6 protein-coding genes are annotated in these 18,392 nt (G+C 72.9%); 4 read left to right on the top strand and 2 right to left on the bottom strand.

The features are described from left to right. Positions 1-324 carry a phosphopantetheine-binding protein gene (locus ACOZ38_RS26515; RefSeq protein ID WP_424533871.1) on the bottom strand — a complete coding sequence of 108 codons (324 nt, stop codon included), beginning with the start codon at positions 322-324 and terminating at the stop codon, positions 1-3. Between the two features lie 384 nt (positions 325-708). On the opposite strand from ACOZ38_RS26515, the gene ACOZ38_RS26510 reads away from it, so the two are divergent. From ACOZ38_RS26510 to ACOZ38_RS26495, 4 genes are all read left to right on the top strand, one after another. After that, the gene (locus ACOZ38_RS26510; protein WP_424533870.1) at positions 709-6,999 is read left to right on the top strand and encodes an amino acid adenylation domain-containing protein; all 6,291 of its coding nucleotides are present in this window, start codon (positions 709-711) and stop codon (positions 6,997-6,999) included. After that, positions 6,996-12,755: an amino acid adenylation domain-containing protein gene (locus ACOZ38_RS26505; protein WP_424533869.1), complete on the top strand. Its 5,760-nt coding sequence runs from the start codon at positions 6,996-6,998 to the stop codon at positions 12,753-12,755. Before ACOZ38_RS26510 ends, ACOZ38_RS26505 begins: the two co-directional genes overlap by 4 nt. Beyond that, positions 12,752-12,943 (top strand): MbtH family protein, encoded by a 192-nt coding sequence (locus tag ACOZ38_RS26500; RefSeq protein WP_424533868.1) that lies wholly within the window; start codon positions 12,752-12,754, stop codon positions 12,941-12,943. Before ACOZ38_RS26505 ends, ACOZ38_RS26500 begins: the two co-directional genes overlap by 4 nt. 172 nt (positions 12,944-13,115) lie before the next feature. After that, positions 13,116-13,985: an alpha/beta fold hydrolase gene (locus ACOZ38_RS26495; RefSeq protein WP_424533867.1), complete on the top strand. Its 870-nt coding sequence runs from the start codon at positions 13,116-13,118 to the stop codon at positions 13,983-13,985. Positions 13,986-14,275: 290 nt separating this feature from the next. Here the strand turns inward: ACOZ38_RS26495 and ACOZ38_RS26490 are convergent, their stop codons facing one another. After that, positions 14,276-18,388: a glycosylhydrolase-like jelly roll fold domain-containing protein gene (locus ACOZ38_RS26490; RefSeq protein ID WP_424533866.1), complete on the bottom strand. Its 4,113-nt coding sequence runs from the start codon at positions 18,386-18,388 to the stop codon at positions 14,276-14,278. Between the last annotated feature and the right edge of the window lie 4 nt (positions 18,389-18,392).

The following is an 18,392-nucleotide window of genomic DNA, read 5'->3' as shown; positions in this document are numbered from 1 at the left end:
TCAGTCCTCCTCGGCGAGGAGCGCGAGCACGTCCTCGTCGGACAGGCTCTCCAGCTCCGTGAGAAGCGCCGCGATCTCGGTGTCGTCGGCGGCTTCGAGCCGGCCCCGGTCGATGGCCCTGGCCGCCTCCGCGACGGTGAAGTCGCCGGTGAACAGCAGGTCGACGGGCAGCTCGATCCCGTAGGTCTCCTGCACGCGCGCGAGGAACCTCACCATGGTCAGCGACTGGCCGCCCAGCTCGAAGAAGTCGTCGTCGGCCGAGCCCGGCGTGATGCCGAGCAGCTCGGCCCACATCGCGGCCACCGCGGTCTCCGTGGCTGTCACGCTGCCCTCCACGCGGTGTTTCGGGGGGTCTCGGACCTGCCCGGCAGGAGCGAATGCGTCACTGAACCTCCAGCACGGGGTTTCGTGGGGGGGTTGGTCGTCTTGTGGGAGCGCTCCCACACCCTAGGTACCCGGCCGAACAAGTGTCAACAATGACACGGCATTTGTGAGGATCTCGACACGGCGTTGTCATTAAATTTGGTGGTAATAAGGCCATTCCGGACGAAACGCGTATGACACCTTGACGCCACCAAAGCGCCGTCCCTAACCTGTCGGCCTTGGGAGCGTTTGCACCACGCCTTATGTGATTTCGCTTTGGACGCGCGCTTGTCTGAAGGACAAGAGCCCTTTTCACCGCCGCGGTCCGGCAGAGGTACTGACGCAATGCGCGAGCCCACGGAAATGATCCCCCTCTCGTTCGGCCAGGAACGGTTGTGGTTCCTGGACCAGCTGAGCCCCGGGGACTCATCGCATCACCTCTTCACTACGTTACGGCTGAACGGCCCGCTCGACGTGGGGGTGCTCGGAAGGGCGCTGACCGAGGTGGTGGCGCGGCACGAGCCCCTCCGCGCGCGCTTCCCCGCGAGGGACGGCGGGCCGGTTCAGGTGGTCGACGCCCCCGCGCCGTTCCCCCTGGAGTACGCCGAGCTGACCGCCGGCGAGGTGCCCGCGTACCTCGCCGAGCGGACGAACCGCCCGTTCGATCTGGCCGCCGGGCCGCTGATCCGCGCGAGCGTGGCACGCCTGGGACCCGCCGAGCACGTCCTGTGCCTGGTGGTGCACCACATCGTCTGCGACGGCTGGTCGCTGAAGCTGCTCCTCGACGAGGTCGCGCGGCTGTACGCGGCGTTCCGCGAGGGCAAGCCGTCGCCGCTGCCACCCCTGCCCGCGCGCTTCGCGGACTTCGCCCGCGCGCAGCGTTCGCCCGAGCCGGCCCACGGGGCGGGCGTGCCGAGGGAGTCGCTGGAGTACTGGAAGGCGCGGCTCGCGGGAGTGCCGCCCCTCGAACTGCCCGCCGACCGGCCGCGGCCCGCGGTCGCGACCACCAACGGCGCGAGCCTGGTCGTCCCGCTGCCCCCCGGGCTGATGGACGGCGTGCAGCGGCTCGCCGCCGCCGAGCGGTGCACGAGCTTCATGGTGCTCATGGCCGCCTACCAGGCGCTTCTCGCCCGCTACAGCGGTCAGGACGACCTGTGCGTGGGCTCGGCCATCGGAGGGCGTGACCGGCTGGAGTACGCCTCCATCGTCGGGTTCTTCGCCGGCACCCTGGTGCTGCGGGGCGACCTGTCCGGCGACCCGTCCTTCGGCGAGCTCCTCCAGCGCACCCGCGCCGCCGCGGTCGGCGCCTACCGCCACCAGACCGTGCCGTTCGAGCTGCTGCTGAACGAGCTGGGCGTCGAGCGTGACCTGAGCCGCGCCCCGCTGTTCCAGACGATGCTCGTCCTGCACGACATGGGGGAGACGCGGCTCGACCTGTCCGGCGTCCGGGCGGAGGTGCTCGACGCCGGGTACCACCAGGTCCACCACGACCTGGTCGCCGACGTGTTCGGCGAAGGCGACGACCGGCGGCTGGTGCTCACCTACAACACCGGCCTGTTCGAGCCCGGCACGATCGCCGGGTACGCCTCGGCCTTCCTGTCCCTGCTCTCGCGCGTCGTCGCCGATCCGGGCGCGCGGCTGTCGCGGTCGCTCGGCGTGCAGGAGGCCGAGCGGCGGCGGTCGCTGGAGGCGGGCGAAGGGCCGGCGCTGGCGATTCCCGGCCTGCCCACGGTGGTCGCGATGTTCTCGGCTCGCGCGGCCGGGAGTCCTGACGCGGTGGCGGTGGTCCAGGGGGGTGTGGAGCTGTCGTACGCGGAGCTGGAGGTGGCCGCGGGTTCGGTGGCGGGGCGGTTGCGGGGCGCGGGGGCCGGCCGGGGGTCATTGGTGGCGGTGTTCGCCGAGCGTTCGGCCCAGACGGTGGCGGGGTTCCTGGGGGTGATGGCGGCGGGGGCGGCGTATCTGCCGCTGGATCCGGACTATCCCCCCGAGCGGATCGCGATGGTGCTGCGGGACTCGGGCGCGGGTGTGGTGCTGGCCCAGCGCGATCTGCTCGACCGGCTCCCCGCGCACCAGGCGACCCTCGTGGTGCTCGATCCCTTTCCCGGAACCGGCGATGACCAGGACGCGGGGGCGGAGCGGCCCGATGGGGAACGCCGCGCGGGAACCCTGCTCGCGAGCCTCGCGGGGCCCGGTGACCCCGCCTACGTGCTGTACACCTCGGGTTCGACCGGCCGGCCCAAGGGCGTGGTGGTGCCGCACAGGGCGCTGACGAACCTCCTGGTCGCGATGCGCGAGTCGCTCGGCGCGGGGCCACTGGACCGGTGGCTGGCGGTGACCTCGCCGTCCTTCGACATCTCCGGCCTGGAGATGTCCCTGCCGCTGGTGACCGGCGGCCGGGTGGTCGTCGCCGGCCCCGGCGTCGCCCGCGACGGGGAGGCGCTGGCCGGCCTGATCGAGCGGTCCGGGGTCACCCACGCGCAGCTCACCCCCTCAGGATGGCGCGTCCTGCTGGACGCCGGGTTCGACGGCCCGGAGGTGACCGCGCTGGTGGGCGGGGAGGCCCTGCCGCCGCCGCTCGCCGCCGAGCTGCGCTCGCGGGCCGGGCGGCTGTGGAACATGTACGGGCCCACCGAGACCACCATCTGGTCCACCGCCTGGCAGGTCCCCGAACGGCCCGGGAGCGTGAGCATCGGCGGCCCGATCGCCAACACCCGGGTGTACGTCGTGGACCGGGACCTCGAACCGGTGCCGGACGGCGTCCCCGGCGAGCTGGTCATCGGCGGGCTCGGGGTGGCCGACGGCTACCTCGGCAGGCCCGGCCTGACCGCCGAGCGGTTCGTCCCCGATCCGTACGGCCCGGCGGGCGGGCGGCTGTACCGGACCGGCGACACCGTCCGCAGGCGCCACGACGGCACGCTCGCGTTCCTCGGACGCTCGGACACGCAGGTCAAGCTGCGCGGGCACCGCATCGAGCCGGGCGAGATCGAGGCGGCGCTGGCCTCCCAGCCCGGCGTGCGCCAGGCCGTGGTCGCCCTCCGCCGGGAGACCCTCGTCGCCTACGTCATCGGCGAACCCGACAGGGCCGCGCTGGCCGGCCGGCTGCCCGCCTACATGATCCCCACGGTCTTCGTCCCGATGACCGAGTTCCCGCTCACCCCCAACGGCAAGCTCGACAGGAAGGCCCTGCCGGAGCCCGGCGGCCCCGCCCCAGGCCTGGGACGCCCGCCGGAGACCCCGGCCGAGCACCGCGTCGCCACGATCTTCGCCGAGGTCCTCGGACTCGGCGGCGCCGGGCGCGTCGGGGCGGAGGACGACTTCTTCGCGCTCGGAGGGCACTCCCTGCTGGCGACCAAGGTGGTGGCGCGGCTCGCCGACGCGCTCGGCGTGCGCATCCCCGTGCGCGAGCTGTTCGCCCACCCGACGGTGGCCGGGCTCGCCGCCGTCGCCGAGCGGTCCGACGCGAGCGCGGCGCCGTACGAGCCGAGGCCCGAGGGGGCGCCGGTGCCCCTGTCGGCCGCCCAGGAACGGCTGTGGTTCCTCCACCGCTTCGACCCCGGCGACGCCTCCTACAACGTCTACCTGGTGCGGAGGATCGCGGGGCCGCTCGACGCCGGGCTGCTCGACACGGCGCTCACCGGGCTCACGGCCCGCCACGAGGGCCTGCGGACCCGCTACCCGCACGACGACGGCAGGCCGCTCGCCGTGGTCGAGCCGGCGGTGCCGCTGCGGTTCGAACGGGCCGACGCCACCGATGAGGAGGCGGCCAGGCGGCTGGTGGGCGCGCGGGTGAACGCGCCGTTCGACCTCGCCGCCGCGCCGCCGTTCCGCGCCACGCTGATCCGGCTGTCGCCGGTGGACCACGTCGTCTGCGTCGTGTCGCACCACATCGCCGCCGACGGCTGGTCGCTCACCATCCTGCTCGACGACCTGGCCCGCCTGTACGGCGCGGCGCGGCGCGGCCTGCCCCCGGACCTCGCGCCGCAACCTCTCCAGCCGGGCGACGTCGCCTACCGGCAGCGCCTGCGCGACGGTCACGACGGCCACGAAGCCGCGCTCGCGTACTGGCGGGAGCGCCTGGACGCGCTGCCCGCTCTCGACCTGCCCACCGACCGGCCGCGCCCGGCGACCTCGGCCCATCGGAGGGGCACCCATCGCCTGGTGCTGCCAGGCGACCTCGCCGCCGCGCTGGAGAGGACCGGCAGGGAGCACGGCGCCACGCTGTTCATGGTGCTGCTGGCCGCCTACCAGGTGCTCCTTTCCCGGCACAGCGGGCAGGAGGACTTCGCCGTCGGATCGCCCACGGCGGGACGTGACCGCACCGAGCTGGAGCGGGTCGTCGGCTACCTCACCAACACGCTGGTGCTGCGGGCGGGCCTCGCCGGCGACCCGCCCTTCGGGGAGTTGCTCGGACGGGTGCGGGAGGCCGTGCTGGACGCCCACACCCATCAGGAGATCCCCTTCGAGCGGCTGCTGGCGGACCTCGGCGTGGACCGCGACACCGGCAGGACGCCGCTCTTCCAGACCATGCTGATCCTGCACAGCCAGGAGAGCCTCGCGCCCCAGCCGTTCGACGGCCTGCCGTCCGAGCCGTTCGATGCGGGCAACGACCACGCGAAGTTCGACGTGATGCTGGAGGCCTGGCGCGGTGAGGACGACCTGACACTGCTGTTCGGCTACGACGCCGGCCTGTTCGACGCGGTGACCGCCGAGAACCTGGCCGCGCGCATGGCCGTCCTGCTCCGGGGCGTCGTGACCGGCTCCGGCCTGCCCGTCTCAGCGCTTCCGATGCACACGGACTCCGACGCCACCGCGCTGCGCCACCTGGTGTCCGGCGCGGGAACCGGTGAGCCCAGCGGGACGCGCACCGTGCCGGAGCTGGTCGCGGAGTCGGTCCGCCGCGCTCCCGGGGCGGTCGCGGTGGAGTGCGGCGGCGAGACCACCACCTACGCCGAGCTGGACGAACGCGCCCGCCGGCTCGCCCCGCTCCTGCGCGGCCACGACGTCGTCGGCGTGTGCCTCGGACGGTCGGCCGGCACGGTCGTGACCCTGCTGGCCGTCTGGCACGCGGGCGCCGCCTACCTTCCCCTCGACCCGGAGTATCCGGCCGAGCGGCTCGCCGGGCTGATCCGCGACGCGGGCGTCTCGCTGGTCGTCACCGGTGAGGGGCACGGGCCGCCGTTCCCGAGCAGGGTGGTGGTCGACACCGCCGGCCGGGCCGTCACGCCGGTGGCGGACCCGGTCGCCGAGGGCGCGGACGTGCCCGGGCCGGGAGCCGGGGCCTACGTGATCTACACGTCGGGGTCGACCGGGGCGCCCAAGGGGGTGCTGGTGGAGCACGCGGGCCTCGCGGAGCGCGTCCGGTGGATGACGGCCGACTACGGGCTCGGGCCGGGTGACAAGGTGGTGCAGTTCGCGTCCCTGAGCTTCGACACCCACGCAGAGGAGATCTACCCCGTTCTCGCCGCCGGGGCGACCGTGGTCATGCTCCCGGACGGCGGCGCGTCCCTGCCCGACCACCTGGCGGCCTCGGCCGCTGTGACCGTGCTCGACCTGCCGACGGCGTACTGGCACCGCCTCGTCGACCTGATCGACGAGATCCGGTGGCCGGCGTCGCTGCGGCTGGTGATCCTCGGCGGCGAGCAGGTCCACGCGGGCGCCGTGGCCCGCTGGCGCGCCCGGTTCGGCGACCGGTTACGGCTGGTCAACACCTACGGCCCGACCGAGACCACCGTCATCGCCACCGCCGCCGACCTCGGCGACGAGCGCGGCGCGCGCCCGCCGCTCGGCCGGCCGATCGCCGGGACCGGCGCGTACGTGATGGACGCCCGGGGCGATCTCGTACCGCCCGGCGTGCCCGGCGAGCTGTGCGTCGGCGGCGCGGGCGTCGCGCGGGGCTACCTCGGACGGCCCGCCCTGACCGCCGCGCGGTTCGTGCCCGACCCGTTCGGGCCCCCCGGCTCCCGGCTCTACCGTACGGGCGACCGGGCCCGGCTGCGGAACGACGGGCAGCTCGAATTCCTCGGACGCCTGGACGACCAGGTCAAGGTGCGCGGCTACCGCATCGAGCCCGGCGAGGTGGAGGCCAGGCTGCTGGCCCATCCGGACGTCGGCGAGGCCGCCGTGGCGGTCCGCGACGACACGCTGGTGGCCTACGTCACCGGCTCCGCGCCGTTCGAGGCCCTGCGGCGGCACGCGGCGGAGACGCTGCCGCCGTACATGGTGCCGGGCCTGTGGGCGCGGCTCGACCGGCTGCCGCTGACGACCAGCGGGAAGGTCGACCGCGCGGCGCTGCCCGAGGTCGAGCCCGAGCGGGAGACGCGCTTCGTGCCCCCGCGCACCGACGCCGAGCAACTGGTGGCCGAGATCTGGGCCGAGGTGCTCGAACTCGACCGGGTCGGCGCGCTTGACGACTTCTTCCATCTCGGCGGCCACTCGCTGCTCGCCGTACAGGTGACGGCCCGGATCCGGGCCAACGTCGAGCTGGACATGCCGATCCGCACGATCTTCGCCCGCCGCACGGTCGCCGAGCTGGCCGCCGCGCTGGAGGAGCTCCTGCTGGAGGAGCTGACCGGCCTCTCCGACGAGGAGGCACTCGACCTGCTCGAAACCACGCACGACACCCAGGAGAGCCCGTGACCACGGACCTGTCGGCGGCCAAGCAGGCGTTGCTGGCCCAGCGCCTGCGGCGGCGCGCGGCCGCGACGACGATCGCCGCCCGCCCGGAGGGAACGGTCCCGCCGCTCTCGCACGCCCAGGAGCGGTTCTGGTTCCTGGAGCAGTACGTGCCAGGCACCGCCGCGTACGTCGTGCCCTTCTCGGTGCGGCTGACCGGGGAGCTGGACGAGGAGTGCCTGCGCCGCGCGCTGACCGGCGTCGCCGCCCGCCACGAGAGCCTGCGCACCCGGTTCGTCACCACCGGCGACGGGCGGCCCGAGGTGGTCGTGGACGCCGAGTCTCGCGCGGGCTTCCGCGTCGCCGAGGCGGACGGCGAGGACCGGGCCCGCGAGCTGGTCAACGAGGAGATCGTCCGCCCGTTCGACCTGGAGGCCGGGCCCCTGCTCCGGGCGCTGCTCATACGGCTCGGCCCGCGCGACCACGTGCTGCTCCTCACGATGCACCACGCCGTGACCGACGGCCGGTCCTGCGACATCCTGATCGGCGAGATCCTGACGCTGCACGACGACCACCGCTCCGGCCGGACGTCCTCGCTACCACCGCTGCCCGTGCAGTACGGCGACTACGCGATCTGGCAGCGCGGCCGCATGGGCTCCCCCGACTACGACCGGGACGTCGCCTACTGGAAGCGCAGGCTCGCCGGGCTGTCGCCGCTCGAACTGCCCGCCGACCTGCCACGGCCGGCGACGCAGGGCTTCGACGGGGCCCAGCACGGCTTCCGCCTCGACGCGGAGCTGGCCTCGGCGGTCGCCCGGCTCAGCGACGCGTACGGGGCGACGCCGTACATGGCGCTGCTGGCGGCCTTCCAGGCGCTGCTCGCGCGCTACTCGGGGTCGGCGGACTTCGCGGTCGGGTCGCCGATCAGCGGGCGCGGGCTGCCGGAGCTGGAGGCGCTCGTCGGGGTGTTCGTGAACACCCTCCCCATGCGCGCCGACCTTTCCGGGGACCCCGCTTTCACCGAGCTGCTCGGCCGCTGCCGGGAGACCGCCCTGGACGCGTATTCGCACCAGGAACTCCCTTTCGACCAGCTGGTGAACGAGCTGGCCGTAGAGCGCGACGTCAGCCGCTCGCCGGTCTTCCAGGTGCTTTTCGCGCTGCAGAACTACCGGGGGAAGGACGGGAGGGCGCCGGAGCCGCCGGGCTTCTCCATGACCGGTTTCCCGTTCGACACGAGTATCACCAGATTCGACCTGGCGCTCTATTTGACCGAAACCCCAGACGGCGGTTTATGGGGAAATTTCACCTTTAATACCTCATTGTTCCTGCCGGAGACGGTCGAGCGAATGGCCGGCCATTTCGAGAGCCTGCTCCGCTCGGTCGTCGCCGCCCCCGGCACCCGGATCTCCGAGATCGAGCTTCCGTACGGCCGGGCGCTGGAGTTCGCCGCCTCGCCGGCCCCCGAGCCGCCCGAGCACGAGCTGCTGCACCGGCTCGTCACCGCGCAGGCGGCGCGCACCCCCGCCGCGACGGCCGTGGTGTACGGCGGCACCGCCCTCACCTACGCCGAGCTGGACGAGCGGTCCGACCGGCTGGCCCGCCACCTGGTGGGCCTCGGCGTGGGCCCGGACCGGCGGGTGGCCATCTGCCTGGAGCAGTCGGCCGAGCTGGCCGTCGCCGTCGTCGGCGTGCTCAAGGCGGGCGGCGCCTACGCCCCGCTCGATCCCGAGCATCCCGAGGAGCGGCTGGCGTACGCGCTGGAGGACGCGGGCGTGACCGTCGCGGTCACCACCACCGCGCTGCGCTCCCGCCTGCCCCGCGCCACCCAGTCCTCCGAGCCCGGCGGGCCGCCAGGCGAGCTGACGGCCGTGTGCCTGGACACCGGCGTCCTCGACGGCGTGCGGCCCGGGCCCGTGGAGACCGGCGTCACCGGCCGTGACCTGGCCTACGTCATCTACACCTCGGGCACCACCGGCAGGCCCAAGGGCGTCGCCGTCCAGCATCGCGAGGTGCTGTTCTACCTGTCCGGCGTGCGCGAGCGGTTCGCCGCCGCGATGCGCGACGCGGCGGCGGCCGGTTCCGGCGGGGACGGCGTCGCGGGCGGCACCGGGTTCGAGCCCGGAGGGTCGTTCGCGCTCCTGCAGTCGCTGGCCTTCGACTTCGGCGTCACCGTGTTCTACCTGTCGCTGATGACCGGCGGCACGCTGCACCTGATCCCGTCACGCACGGCCGCCCCCGATCTCGTCGCGTACTTCAGAAGGACCCCGATCGACCACCTGAAGATCACCCCTTCGCACCTCGCCGCGCTGCTGGCGGAGGCGAGCCCCCGCGACCTGCTGCCCCGGCGCCTGCTCGTCCTCGGCGGCGAGGCCTCGCCGTGGGCGTGGGCGAAGGAGCTGGCCGCGCTCGGGAAGTGCGCGGTGGTCAACCACTACGGGCCCACCGAGGCCACGGTCGGCGTCACCACCCTGCGCGCCGACCCCGCCGTCCCCGACGTGGCGGCCACGCTCCCGATCGGGCGGCCACTGCCGGGCGCCCGCGCATACGTGCTGGACGAGCACCTGCGCCCGGCGCCGGTCGGCGTGCCGGGGGAGATCTATCTCGGCGGGGAACGGCTGGCGCGCGGCTACCTCGGCAGGCCCGCGTTGACCGCCGGCCGCTTCCTGCCCGACCCGTACGGCGAGCCGGGCGCGCGCATGTACCGCACCGGGGACCTCGGCCGGTGGCTCCCGGACGGCGACCTGCAGTTCCTCGGCCGCCGCGACCTCCAGGTCAAGGTACGCGGCTACCGCGTCGAGCTCGGGGAGATCGAGACCCTGCTCCAGGAGCACCCCGCCGTCGCCCAGGCCGTCGTCGACCTGCGCGAGCGTGGACTGGTGGCGTACCTCGTCGCCGCGGGCGCGGAGGCGGTGCCGGGCGCGGGCGAGCTGCGCAACTGGATCCGCGAGCGGCTGCCCGACTACATGGTCCCCGTCAAGTACGTCTGGCTGGACGCGCTGCCCTTCAAGTCCCACGGCAAGGTCGACAGGGCGGCACTGCCGGAGCCGGACGACGAGCGGCCCGGCCAGGGCGCGGGATACGTGCCGCCGGAGACCCCGCTGGAGGAGGCCGTCGCCGAGGTCTGGGCGAAGGTGCTCGGGCTGGACCGCGTCGGGGCGCTGGACGACTTCTTCGACCTCGGCGGGCACTCCCTGCTCGCCATGCAGGTCATCGCGCGGCTGCGCTCGCTGGCCGGGCATCCGGTGACGATCATGGACCTGTTCAAGCACGCGACGGTGCGCTCGCTCGCGCGCCTCATGCAGGCGGGCGACGACGGTCCCCGCAAGCTGCTGCACCGGCTCACCCCCGCCCGCCGCGCGACCGCGACCCTGGTCTGCGCCCCGTACGGCGGGGGCAGCGCGGTGATCTACAAGCACCTGGCCGACGCCCTGCCGCGCGACTGGGCGCTGTACTCGATCGCGGTCCCCGGGCACGAGCTGGGGGAGGAGTCACGGCCGATCCCCGAGGTGGCGAGCGAGTGCGTCGAGGAGATCCTCGCCACGGTCGAAGGCCCTCTGGTCCTGTACGGGCACTGCGGGCTCGGAGTGATGCTGGCGGCGGAGATCGTGCGCCGCCTGGAGGCCGCCGGGCGGAAGGTCGACGCGGTCTACCTGGGCGGCATCTTCCCGTTCGCCCGCCCGAAGGGGCTCATGTCGCGGGTGTCGGACTGGATGGAGCGCATCCGCAGCGACCAGGCGATGGCCAACGCGCTCACCGCGGCGGGGATGGACATCGAGGAGGTCGATCCGGAGCAGCTGAGGCTCATCATCCGCAACCGGCGGCAGGGCACGCGCGCGGCGGAGCGGTACTTCGGCCGGCTGTTCGAGGAGCGGACGCCGCCGTTCGAGGCGCCCGTCGTCGCCGTCGTGGGCGAGCGCGACCCGGCCACCGAGTTCTACCAGGAACGTTTCCGCGAGTGGCACTGTGTCTCGGACTCGGCCGCCCTGGTCGTGCTCGACGAAGCCGGGCACTTTTTCATGAAATATCGGGCGGAGGAGCTGGCGGCGATCGTCACCGGGATCCACCCGGCCATCGCCGCCGGCCGCACCGAGCCGTACCTCCGCCGCGACGACTCCACCTGGTGGCTCCACGACGTCTCCACCGACACCCCCGGCGCCGCTGAAACAGCCACCCCCGCGAACGGCGAGCCTCTGGGCTCCCTGGAGACCACCGTGGGTGGCGATCCCCTGGAGACCACCGCGAACGTCGAACCCCGGGCTTTCCTGGAGACCCGCGCGAACGGAGAACCCCTGGCTTTCCTGGAGGCCGGCGCGAACGGCGAGCGCTCGGCGTCTCCCGGAGGCGGCGGGGGCGGGCCGGCTCCGGCGTACCCCGGCTCGGGGATGTCCTCGGCGGGGCCGAGGCCGAGCATGCGGCGGTTCGCGGTCGTGGCCGCGGGCCAGCTCGTCTCGATCACCGGATCGGCGCTGACCGAGTTCGCGATCCCCATCTGGATCTACCTGACCACCGGCTCGCTGGTCAGCTTCGCGCTGTTCGCCGTGCTCGGCCTGGTGCCCGGCATGCTGGTGTCACCGCTCGCCGGCGCCATCGTCGACCGGTCCGACCGCCGCCGGGTCATGCTCGCGGGCGACATCGGCGCGGGCTCCACGCAGGTGATCCTCGGCGTACTGCTGTGGACCGGCAACCTGCAGACCTGGCACATCTACCCGCTGCTGGTGTGCCTGTCGATCGCGCTGACCTTCCAGCGGCTGGCGTACGGCTCCGCGATCCCGCAGTTGGTGCCCAAGCGCTACCTCGGCCACGCCAACGGCGTGGTGCAGATGGTCATCGGCACCTCGCAGCTCATCGTGCCCCTGGTCGCCGCCGGGCTGATGGCCACGATCGGCCTGTCCGGCATCCTGGTCATCGACGTGGTCAGCTACGCCGTGGCCATCCTGAGCGTGGCGCTCATCAGGTTCCCGTCCTCGATGGCGTGGAAGCGGCGCGAGTCCGTGGTGACCGAGATGGTGAACGGCTTCCGCTACTCATGGGGGAACCGGTCGTTCCGCTCCATGCTGGTGTTCTTCGCCGTGCTCAACATCTTCCTGTCGCCGCTCTTCCTGATGATCTCGCCCCTGGTGCTGTCGTCCGGCACGCTGGCCGACGTCGGGCGGGTCGCCTTCGCGGGCGGGCTCGGCGCGTTCCTCGGCGGCCTGGCCATGACGGTGTGGGGCGGACCGCGCAAGAAGCGCCTTCGCGGCGTCCTGCTCTCGACCCTGGCCCTGGCGGTCTTCTGCCTGGTCACCGGCCTGCGCGACCATCTGGTACTGATCGGCGCCGGCGCCTTCGGGATGTCGCTGTGGCTCACGCTCCTCAACGGGGTCTACGCCACGATCATCCAGGTCAAGGTGCCCCAGCGGTTCCACGGCCGGGTGATCGCGCTGAACACGCTCGTCGCCTGGTCCACCCTCCCGATCGGCTTCGGCCTCGTGGCCCCGTACGGCACGGCGGTGTTCGAGCCGCTGCTGGCCCACGACGGCCCGCTGGCCGGCACCGTCGGCACGCTGATCGGGACGGGCCCCGGGCGCGGCATCGGCTTCATGTACATCTGCTTCGCCCTCGCCATGGCGGTGACGGCGCTGGTGGCGATGCGCGTCAAGGCGCTCGCCCGCTTCGACGACGTGGTCCCGGACGCACTGCCCGACGACCTTGTCGGCGTCGAGGCTTTACGCGCCCGTACCCCGGCGCCCGACCACGAGAACCTCATCGATCGACGACCAGCTCTCAAGGAGTCCCCGTGACCGAAGCCCCGCACCGCGTCGTCCTCAACGGCGAGGAGCAGTACTCCCTCTGGCCGTCGGACCGCGAGATCCCCGCCGGATGGCGCCCCGACGGGTTCGAGGGCACCCGGGAGGAGTGCCTCGCCCACATCGAGGAGGTCTGGACCGACATGCGCCCCCTCAGCGCGAGAACACCCGCCACCCGCTGACCACACCCCCGTTGAGCCGATCACGAGCGGCACCCGGGCATCACCAAGCCGACTTGATCCACAGGCATTGGCGATTGCTCCTCACCCCGGAATGAGCCTCGACCGTCAGATGCCGGGACGCCGCAGGCGTAGGGTCCGATGAGTTCTTGATACGGAAGGGGTCTACACCGTTATGACTACGCAGATACTCAAGACACCCGAGGTCGACCTCGCCTACGACGTCCACGGCCCGCTGCCGACCGCCGACGGACGCCCACCGCTGGTCATGATCGGCCAGCCCATGGACGCCAGCGGCTTCGGCGCGTTGGCGTCGCACCTCGCCGAGCGCACCGTGGTCACCTACGACCCGCGCGGCCTCGGCCGCAGCACCCGCAAGGACGGCCGGGTCGACCATGTGCCCGGGATCCAGGCTGCCGACGTGCACGCCGTCATCGAGGCGCTCGGCGCGGGCCCGGTCGAGATGTTCGCGAGCAGCGGCGGTGCGGTGACCGCGCTCGCCCTCGTGGCGGCGTACCCCGATGACGTGACCACCCTGGTGGCGCACGAGCCGCCGCTCATTCCGGTGCTCTCCGACGCCCAGGCTGCCGAGCGCGCCCGGGCCGGCGTCCGGGATGCGTACGAGGACAAGGGCTCGGGTGCCGGCATGGCGGCCTTCATCGTGATGACCTCGTGGCAGGGCGAGTTCACCGACGACTACTTCGCCCAGCCCGCGCCGGATCCCGCCGTGTTCGGGATGCCGACCGATGATGACGGCTCCCGTGACGATCCGCTGCTCTCCGACCGGTCTTGGGCGGTCAGCGGCTACCGGCCCGACGTCGACGCGCTTACCGCGGCGCCAACGCGGGTCGTGATCGCAGTGGGCGAGGAATCCCTGGACACCTTCACCGGACGCACCTCGGTGGCGACGGCCGAACTGCTCGGTCAGCAGGCGACGGTCTTCCCGAGCCACCACGGCGGCTTCCTCGGTGGCGAGTTCGGCTACGCCGGGCAGCCTGAGGCGTTCGCCCGCAAGCTGCGCGAGGTCCTCGACGCCGCCGGCTGACGGTCGCCCTTCTCATCGTCACGCGGTGTTCGTCTGACTCCCCTGACGCCCGGACACATGACGAGCCGGCGGACACCGCGGTGAAAGCCGCCTAAAAGACCTTCATCCACAGGTCTTGACTATTGCTCACGAGGAGCCGTCGACAAGGGCTGCGCCCCTCACTTGTAATGAAGTGATCGCAGGAGGAGAGCCACGGCAACGTCACCCTGCGGGACACCCCGACGACCGTCCTTGTCAGGGCCGAGACGCCGGCACGTTGAGCAGCGTGGCGGCGTGTCCCGTGGGAGGTGTCAGCGCGGGTACGCCTCCAGCTCGGTGATCCGCGAATAGGCGCCGTCGTTCGAGGCCCGCACCACCACACGTAGCCCGCTCGCGGTGACCGGGTCGAAGCTCCGGCGCACCAAGCCTTCGACGTTGCCGCGGATCTCGGCGACCGTGCGCCAGTCGCCACCGACGAGCAACTGCACGTCGACATCGCGGATGCCCCAATCCTTCGCGGGGTAGGCGGCGGAGTCGATGGTGTACAGGTCGACCCGCCCCACCGGCGCCGGCGCGGCGAAGTCGACGGTCAGCGTGTCGGGAAACGTACCCGAAGTCGCGTCATTCCAGCCGTTTCCCTGACCCCACCGGTCCGAGCCGCGATCCCCGTCGATCGCGCCATCGGGCTGGAAGGAGCCGTGAGTGGACGACGCGTCCGCGTGGCCGAGCCGGGTCGCCAGGTCGACGGTCACCGGCACCTCCTGCCGTTCGTCACCGACCGTGACGGTGAGCGTGCCGGCGCCGGGCACCGTCACGTCGACGGGGGCCGTCAGTGTGAGCGGGACCACCGCCTCGCCGTCGCGGCCGAACTTCACATCGGTCCGGGCGGGAGTCACGGTCAGCCCGCCACCGGCGGCGAACACGACCTGCGCAGTGCCCTCGCCCCTGCCGAAGCGGCGCATCCGCACCTGCAGCTCCCGGGACTGACCGGGCGACACGCCGGCCGTGACCGGCACGCCGACCTCGTACACCGGCTCGTCACCCACCGGCGTGAGCTGGGAGGAGACGGCCCGCTGAGGACGCAGTGTCACCGGGCCGAGCAGTCCGGCGGGGCGGTGGTCGCCGTGCCGGTTGGCGAGCGTGTTGGTGACACGCACCTGGATCTCGTTCCGCCCGGCGTGCAGCGCGGAGGTGACGTCCTGGCGGTAGGGCTTCCACAGCAGCGGCTCGAACGTCTGCCCGTTCACCGCGACCTCCGCGACGTCTCGGATGTCGCCCAGGTCGAGGACGAACCGGCGCCCGTCCAGGGTCGCCCGGTCCAGATCCACCGTCCGCGAGTAGGTCGCCGAGCCGGAGTACGACGGATCGATCGCCGTCCACGACCCGAGCGGCCGGTTCCGCGGCTCGGCTCTGGGCTTGTCAAGCCGCACCGCCCAGTCACCGCCGAGTGCGACCGGGGTGAGCGGGTCGTCGGTCGCGACGGCGCCGGTGAACAGCCTGCCGCGCGATGTACCGATCAGCCGGTGGCTGCCCGGCGCGTCGAGCACCGCGTCGACCCGCAGTCTGCCGGCCACATCGTCGCGCACGGCGGGGGCGGTGATGTCGCCGGACACCAGGTGCGGCACCGCGGCTGGCGGCGGCACCGCGGAGGGGAAGGCCACCACAAGGGTCTGGTACGGCTGTAGCTCCAGTGGTACGGCGGTGCCCTGCCGCCCGTTCCGGAACGTGGTGGCGGTCGCGGTCTGGCCGGACTCCGGTCGCCAGAGCTGCGGGGTGCCCTTCGCGGGGAATGTCGCGGTGGTCCGGATCGCCGCCCCGCTCTCGTTCGTGAGCAGGAACGCCTTGTCCGCGCCGCTTTCCAGTCGCAGCACCCGCACCGCCGGCTGCGCCGGTTCGAGCACGGCCGCGGCGACGCCCTCCGAACGGGCCACCTGCCCGAGCCCTGCCGTCGCGGTCAGGCGGACGGTGTGCCCGGCGCCGTAGCGGTGATCGGCCGGCGCCGTGCCGTTCCCGAACAGCGACGCCAGCGCGTCCCGGAGCTCAGCGTCGCGACCGCCGGCCTCCTCCGCCGGCAGGTCGCCGATCGCGACCAGCGTGCCGCCGGACCGGACGAACTTCGCCAGCGTCCGCGCCGTCGCCAGGTCCAGGGTCGGAGCCTGTGGCAGCACGGCCACCTGGTAGGTCTGCTTCCCGACCCGCAGCCGTCCGTCCTGCACGCGGGCGTGCGCCCGGATCGCCTGGTCACCCGTGAGCGCGCCCTCGTCGAGCAGGTCGAAGTCGGCCTGCGCGTCCTCCAGGGCGTACGCCGCGGCGGTGAAGTCCCGATCGATCGCGTCCTGGGTGGGCGTGCCCTGCCAGGACTCGGCGGCGCGCTGCGGTTGGATGAGGACCGTCGGCGCGACGGCTCGACCGCGGGCGACCTCCATGACCCGGGCGATCCAGTCGGTGAGCGGCTTGGCGGTGCGCCACCACGGGTTCGCCGAGCCGAACGGCGGCGGGTAGACGACGTTGTTCTCGTCGGTCCACATCGCGTGCAGCACGGTCAGGTTGATCCCCCGGGCGGCGAACGCGCCGAGCAGCGCCCGGGAGCTCTCAGGAGAGACCTGCCAGCCCATCGCGCCGAACGCCTCCAGCAGCACCCGCTCCTGCCCATTCTGGTGGGCGGCGCTCGCGGCGTACCGGGGGAGCATCGTGCGCCCGCCGACGGCGTACTGGTCGAACACGACGTCCGTGCCGGGCACCTGGGCCCACTGGTTCTCCTTGTGCAGGTCGCCGGTGCTCGCGACCTGCTCGGCGGGGCCGTACTCGTCCCACAGCGGGTTGGAGACATAGCCGACGCCGTGGTCGGCCATCCAGCGCGCCTGTTGCGCGTAGTAGGCCTCGCCGAAGCGGTCCGACACGGCCCGCCAGTAACGGCCCCGCTCGGTCCGCCCGTCCCGGCCAAGGTCGTCGAAGACCGCCTCATACGCTAAGCCGGGCGTGGTGCCGACGTTCTTCAGCGCGGCGTGCAGGCTCGGCGACCACGGTTTCTGCTGGAAATGCGCGTCGGCCGAGGCGATGAACGGCTCGTCGTCCCAGAAGCCGCGCAGCACGGTCCCGAACGCCCACGGGAACCGCCGGTAGTACTCACCGGGGACCGCGTCGAGCATGCGGGCCACGGCGCCGTCGTCCAGCAGGTCGAGGTAGTTACGGCGGAACGACCAGGCGTTGTCGTCGGCCAGCGGTGCCGCGGCGAACGTCTCGACCTGCCACTGCCCCGCGGGCGCCTGCCAGGTCCGGCCGGAGGTCACATGCTCCGTCAGGTCGACGAGCTTGCGGACATCGGTCGAGCCGGCCGGGCGCGCCACCGCGGAGACGGCCTTCGCGGCGGTCTTACGGGGCGAGAAGTCGGCTAAGGCGGCCCCGTCGTCGAACGTCTGCCGGTATAGCGACCGGCCGTCGGGCGCGGTGACGGTGAGGTCGTCATACGTCGAGCGCTGGTCGGAGACCGCCCGCAAGCCGGCCGTGCCGCGCGGGAACGTGGCGTCGGTCGCCGATGGGCGGGCCTGTCCGTCCACATAGGGGGTGATGGTGTCGCCGGAGACCACGACCTTGATCTCGTGCTCGGCGGCCGGATCCCAGCCGGTCACCCCGCCGGGATGGTTCAGCAGGGTGAACGCCCCGTCCTGCTGGCGCCAGATGTCCACTCCGCCGTCGCCGCGACGGGTGTCGATCAGATAGCCGTTCCGGTCGTCGGTGGCGCGGACGACGATGCCGGCCGTACCCCGCTCCAGACGGGCGTGGGCGGTGACCGTGTAATCGGTCCAGTCGGCTCCCGTCTTCAGCACGGTCGCGCCTGCCAGCGCGCTTCCGTCGGCCACGAGCCGGCCGCCGGTCACCTCCAGCCCGGTCGTGTTCAGTAGGCCGAGGTCGACCTGCGCCGGGCCGGTGACCATCCTGGTGGTGCGGCTGAGGCCCTTCGGGCGCAGCTCGGGATGCGGCTCGTAGGTGCGGTCACCCACCTTGCCCCCGTTGATGACGAGCCCGCCGCCCCGGCCGCTGGGGAAGAAGTCGTCGTTGAACAGCCACAGGTGCATGCCGGTGCGCTGCGCCTCCCGCAGCGTGTGTTCGACGATGGCGAACCACTCGTCGCTGAAGAAGGCCGGCTTCAGCGCGGCGGTGTCGAACGGGAACACGATCGCCTCGTACACGCCCTGCGCCCGTAGCTCGCCGAGCTGCCGGTCGACCAGCGCCGGCGTCACTGTGCCGTTCCAGAACCACAGCACGGTCGGCCGGCTGTCCGGCCGTGGGTCGGCGAACCCCGCCGCGTCCATGCCTTTGGGCGCCGGCTCGGCGACCGCTTCGGATCGCGGGGCTGTGACGACGGCGACCGAGGACAGCATGGCCAGCACGGCCGCGGCGACCCGCACGGTGAAGCGCCTCATGTCG

The sequence above is a fragment of the Sphaerisporangium viridialbum genome, assembly GCF_049674955.1.
Classification (GTDB): domain Bacteria; phylum Actinomycetota; class Actinomycetes; order Streptosporangiales; family Streptosporangiaceae; genus Sphaerisporangium; species Sphaerisporangium viridialbum.
Note: the sequence above shows the minus strand (reverse complement) of the source record. Positions and strands in the feature narration are given on the sequence as shown.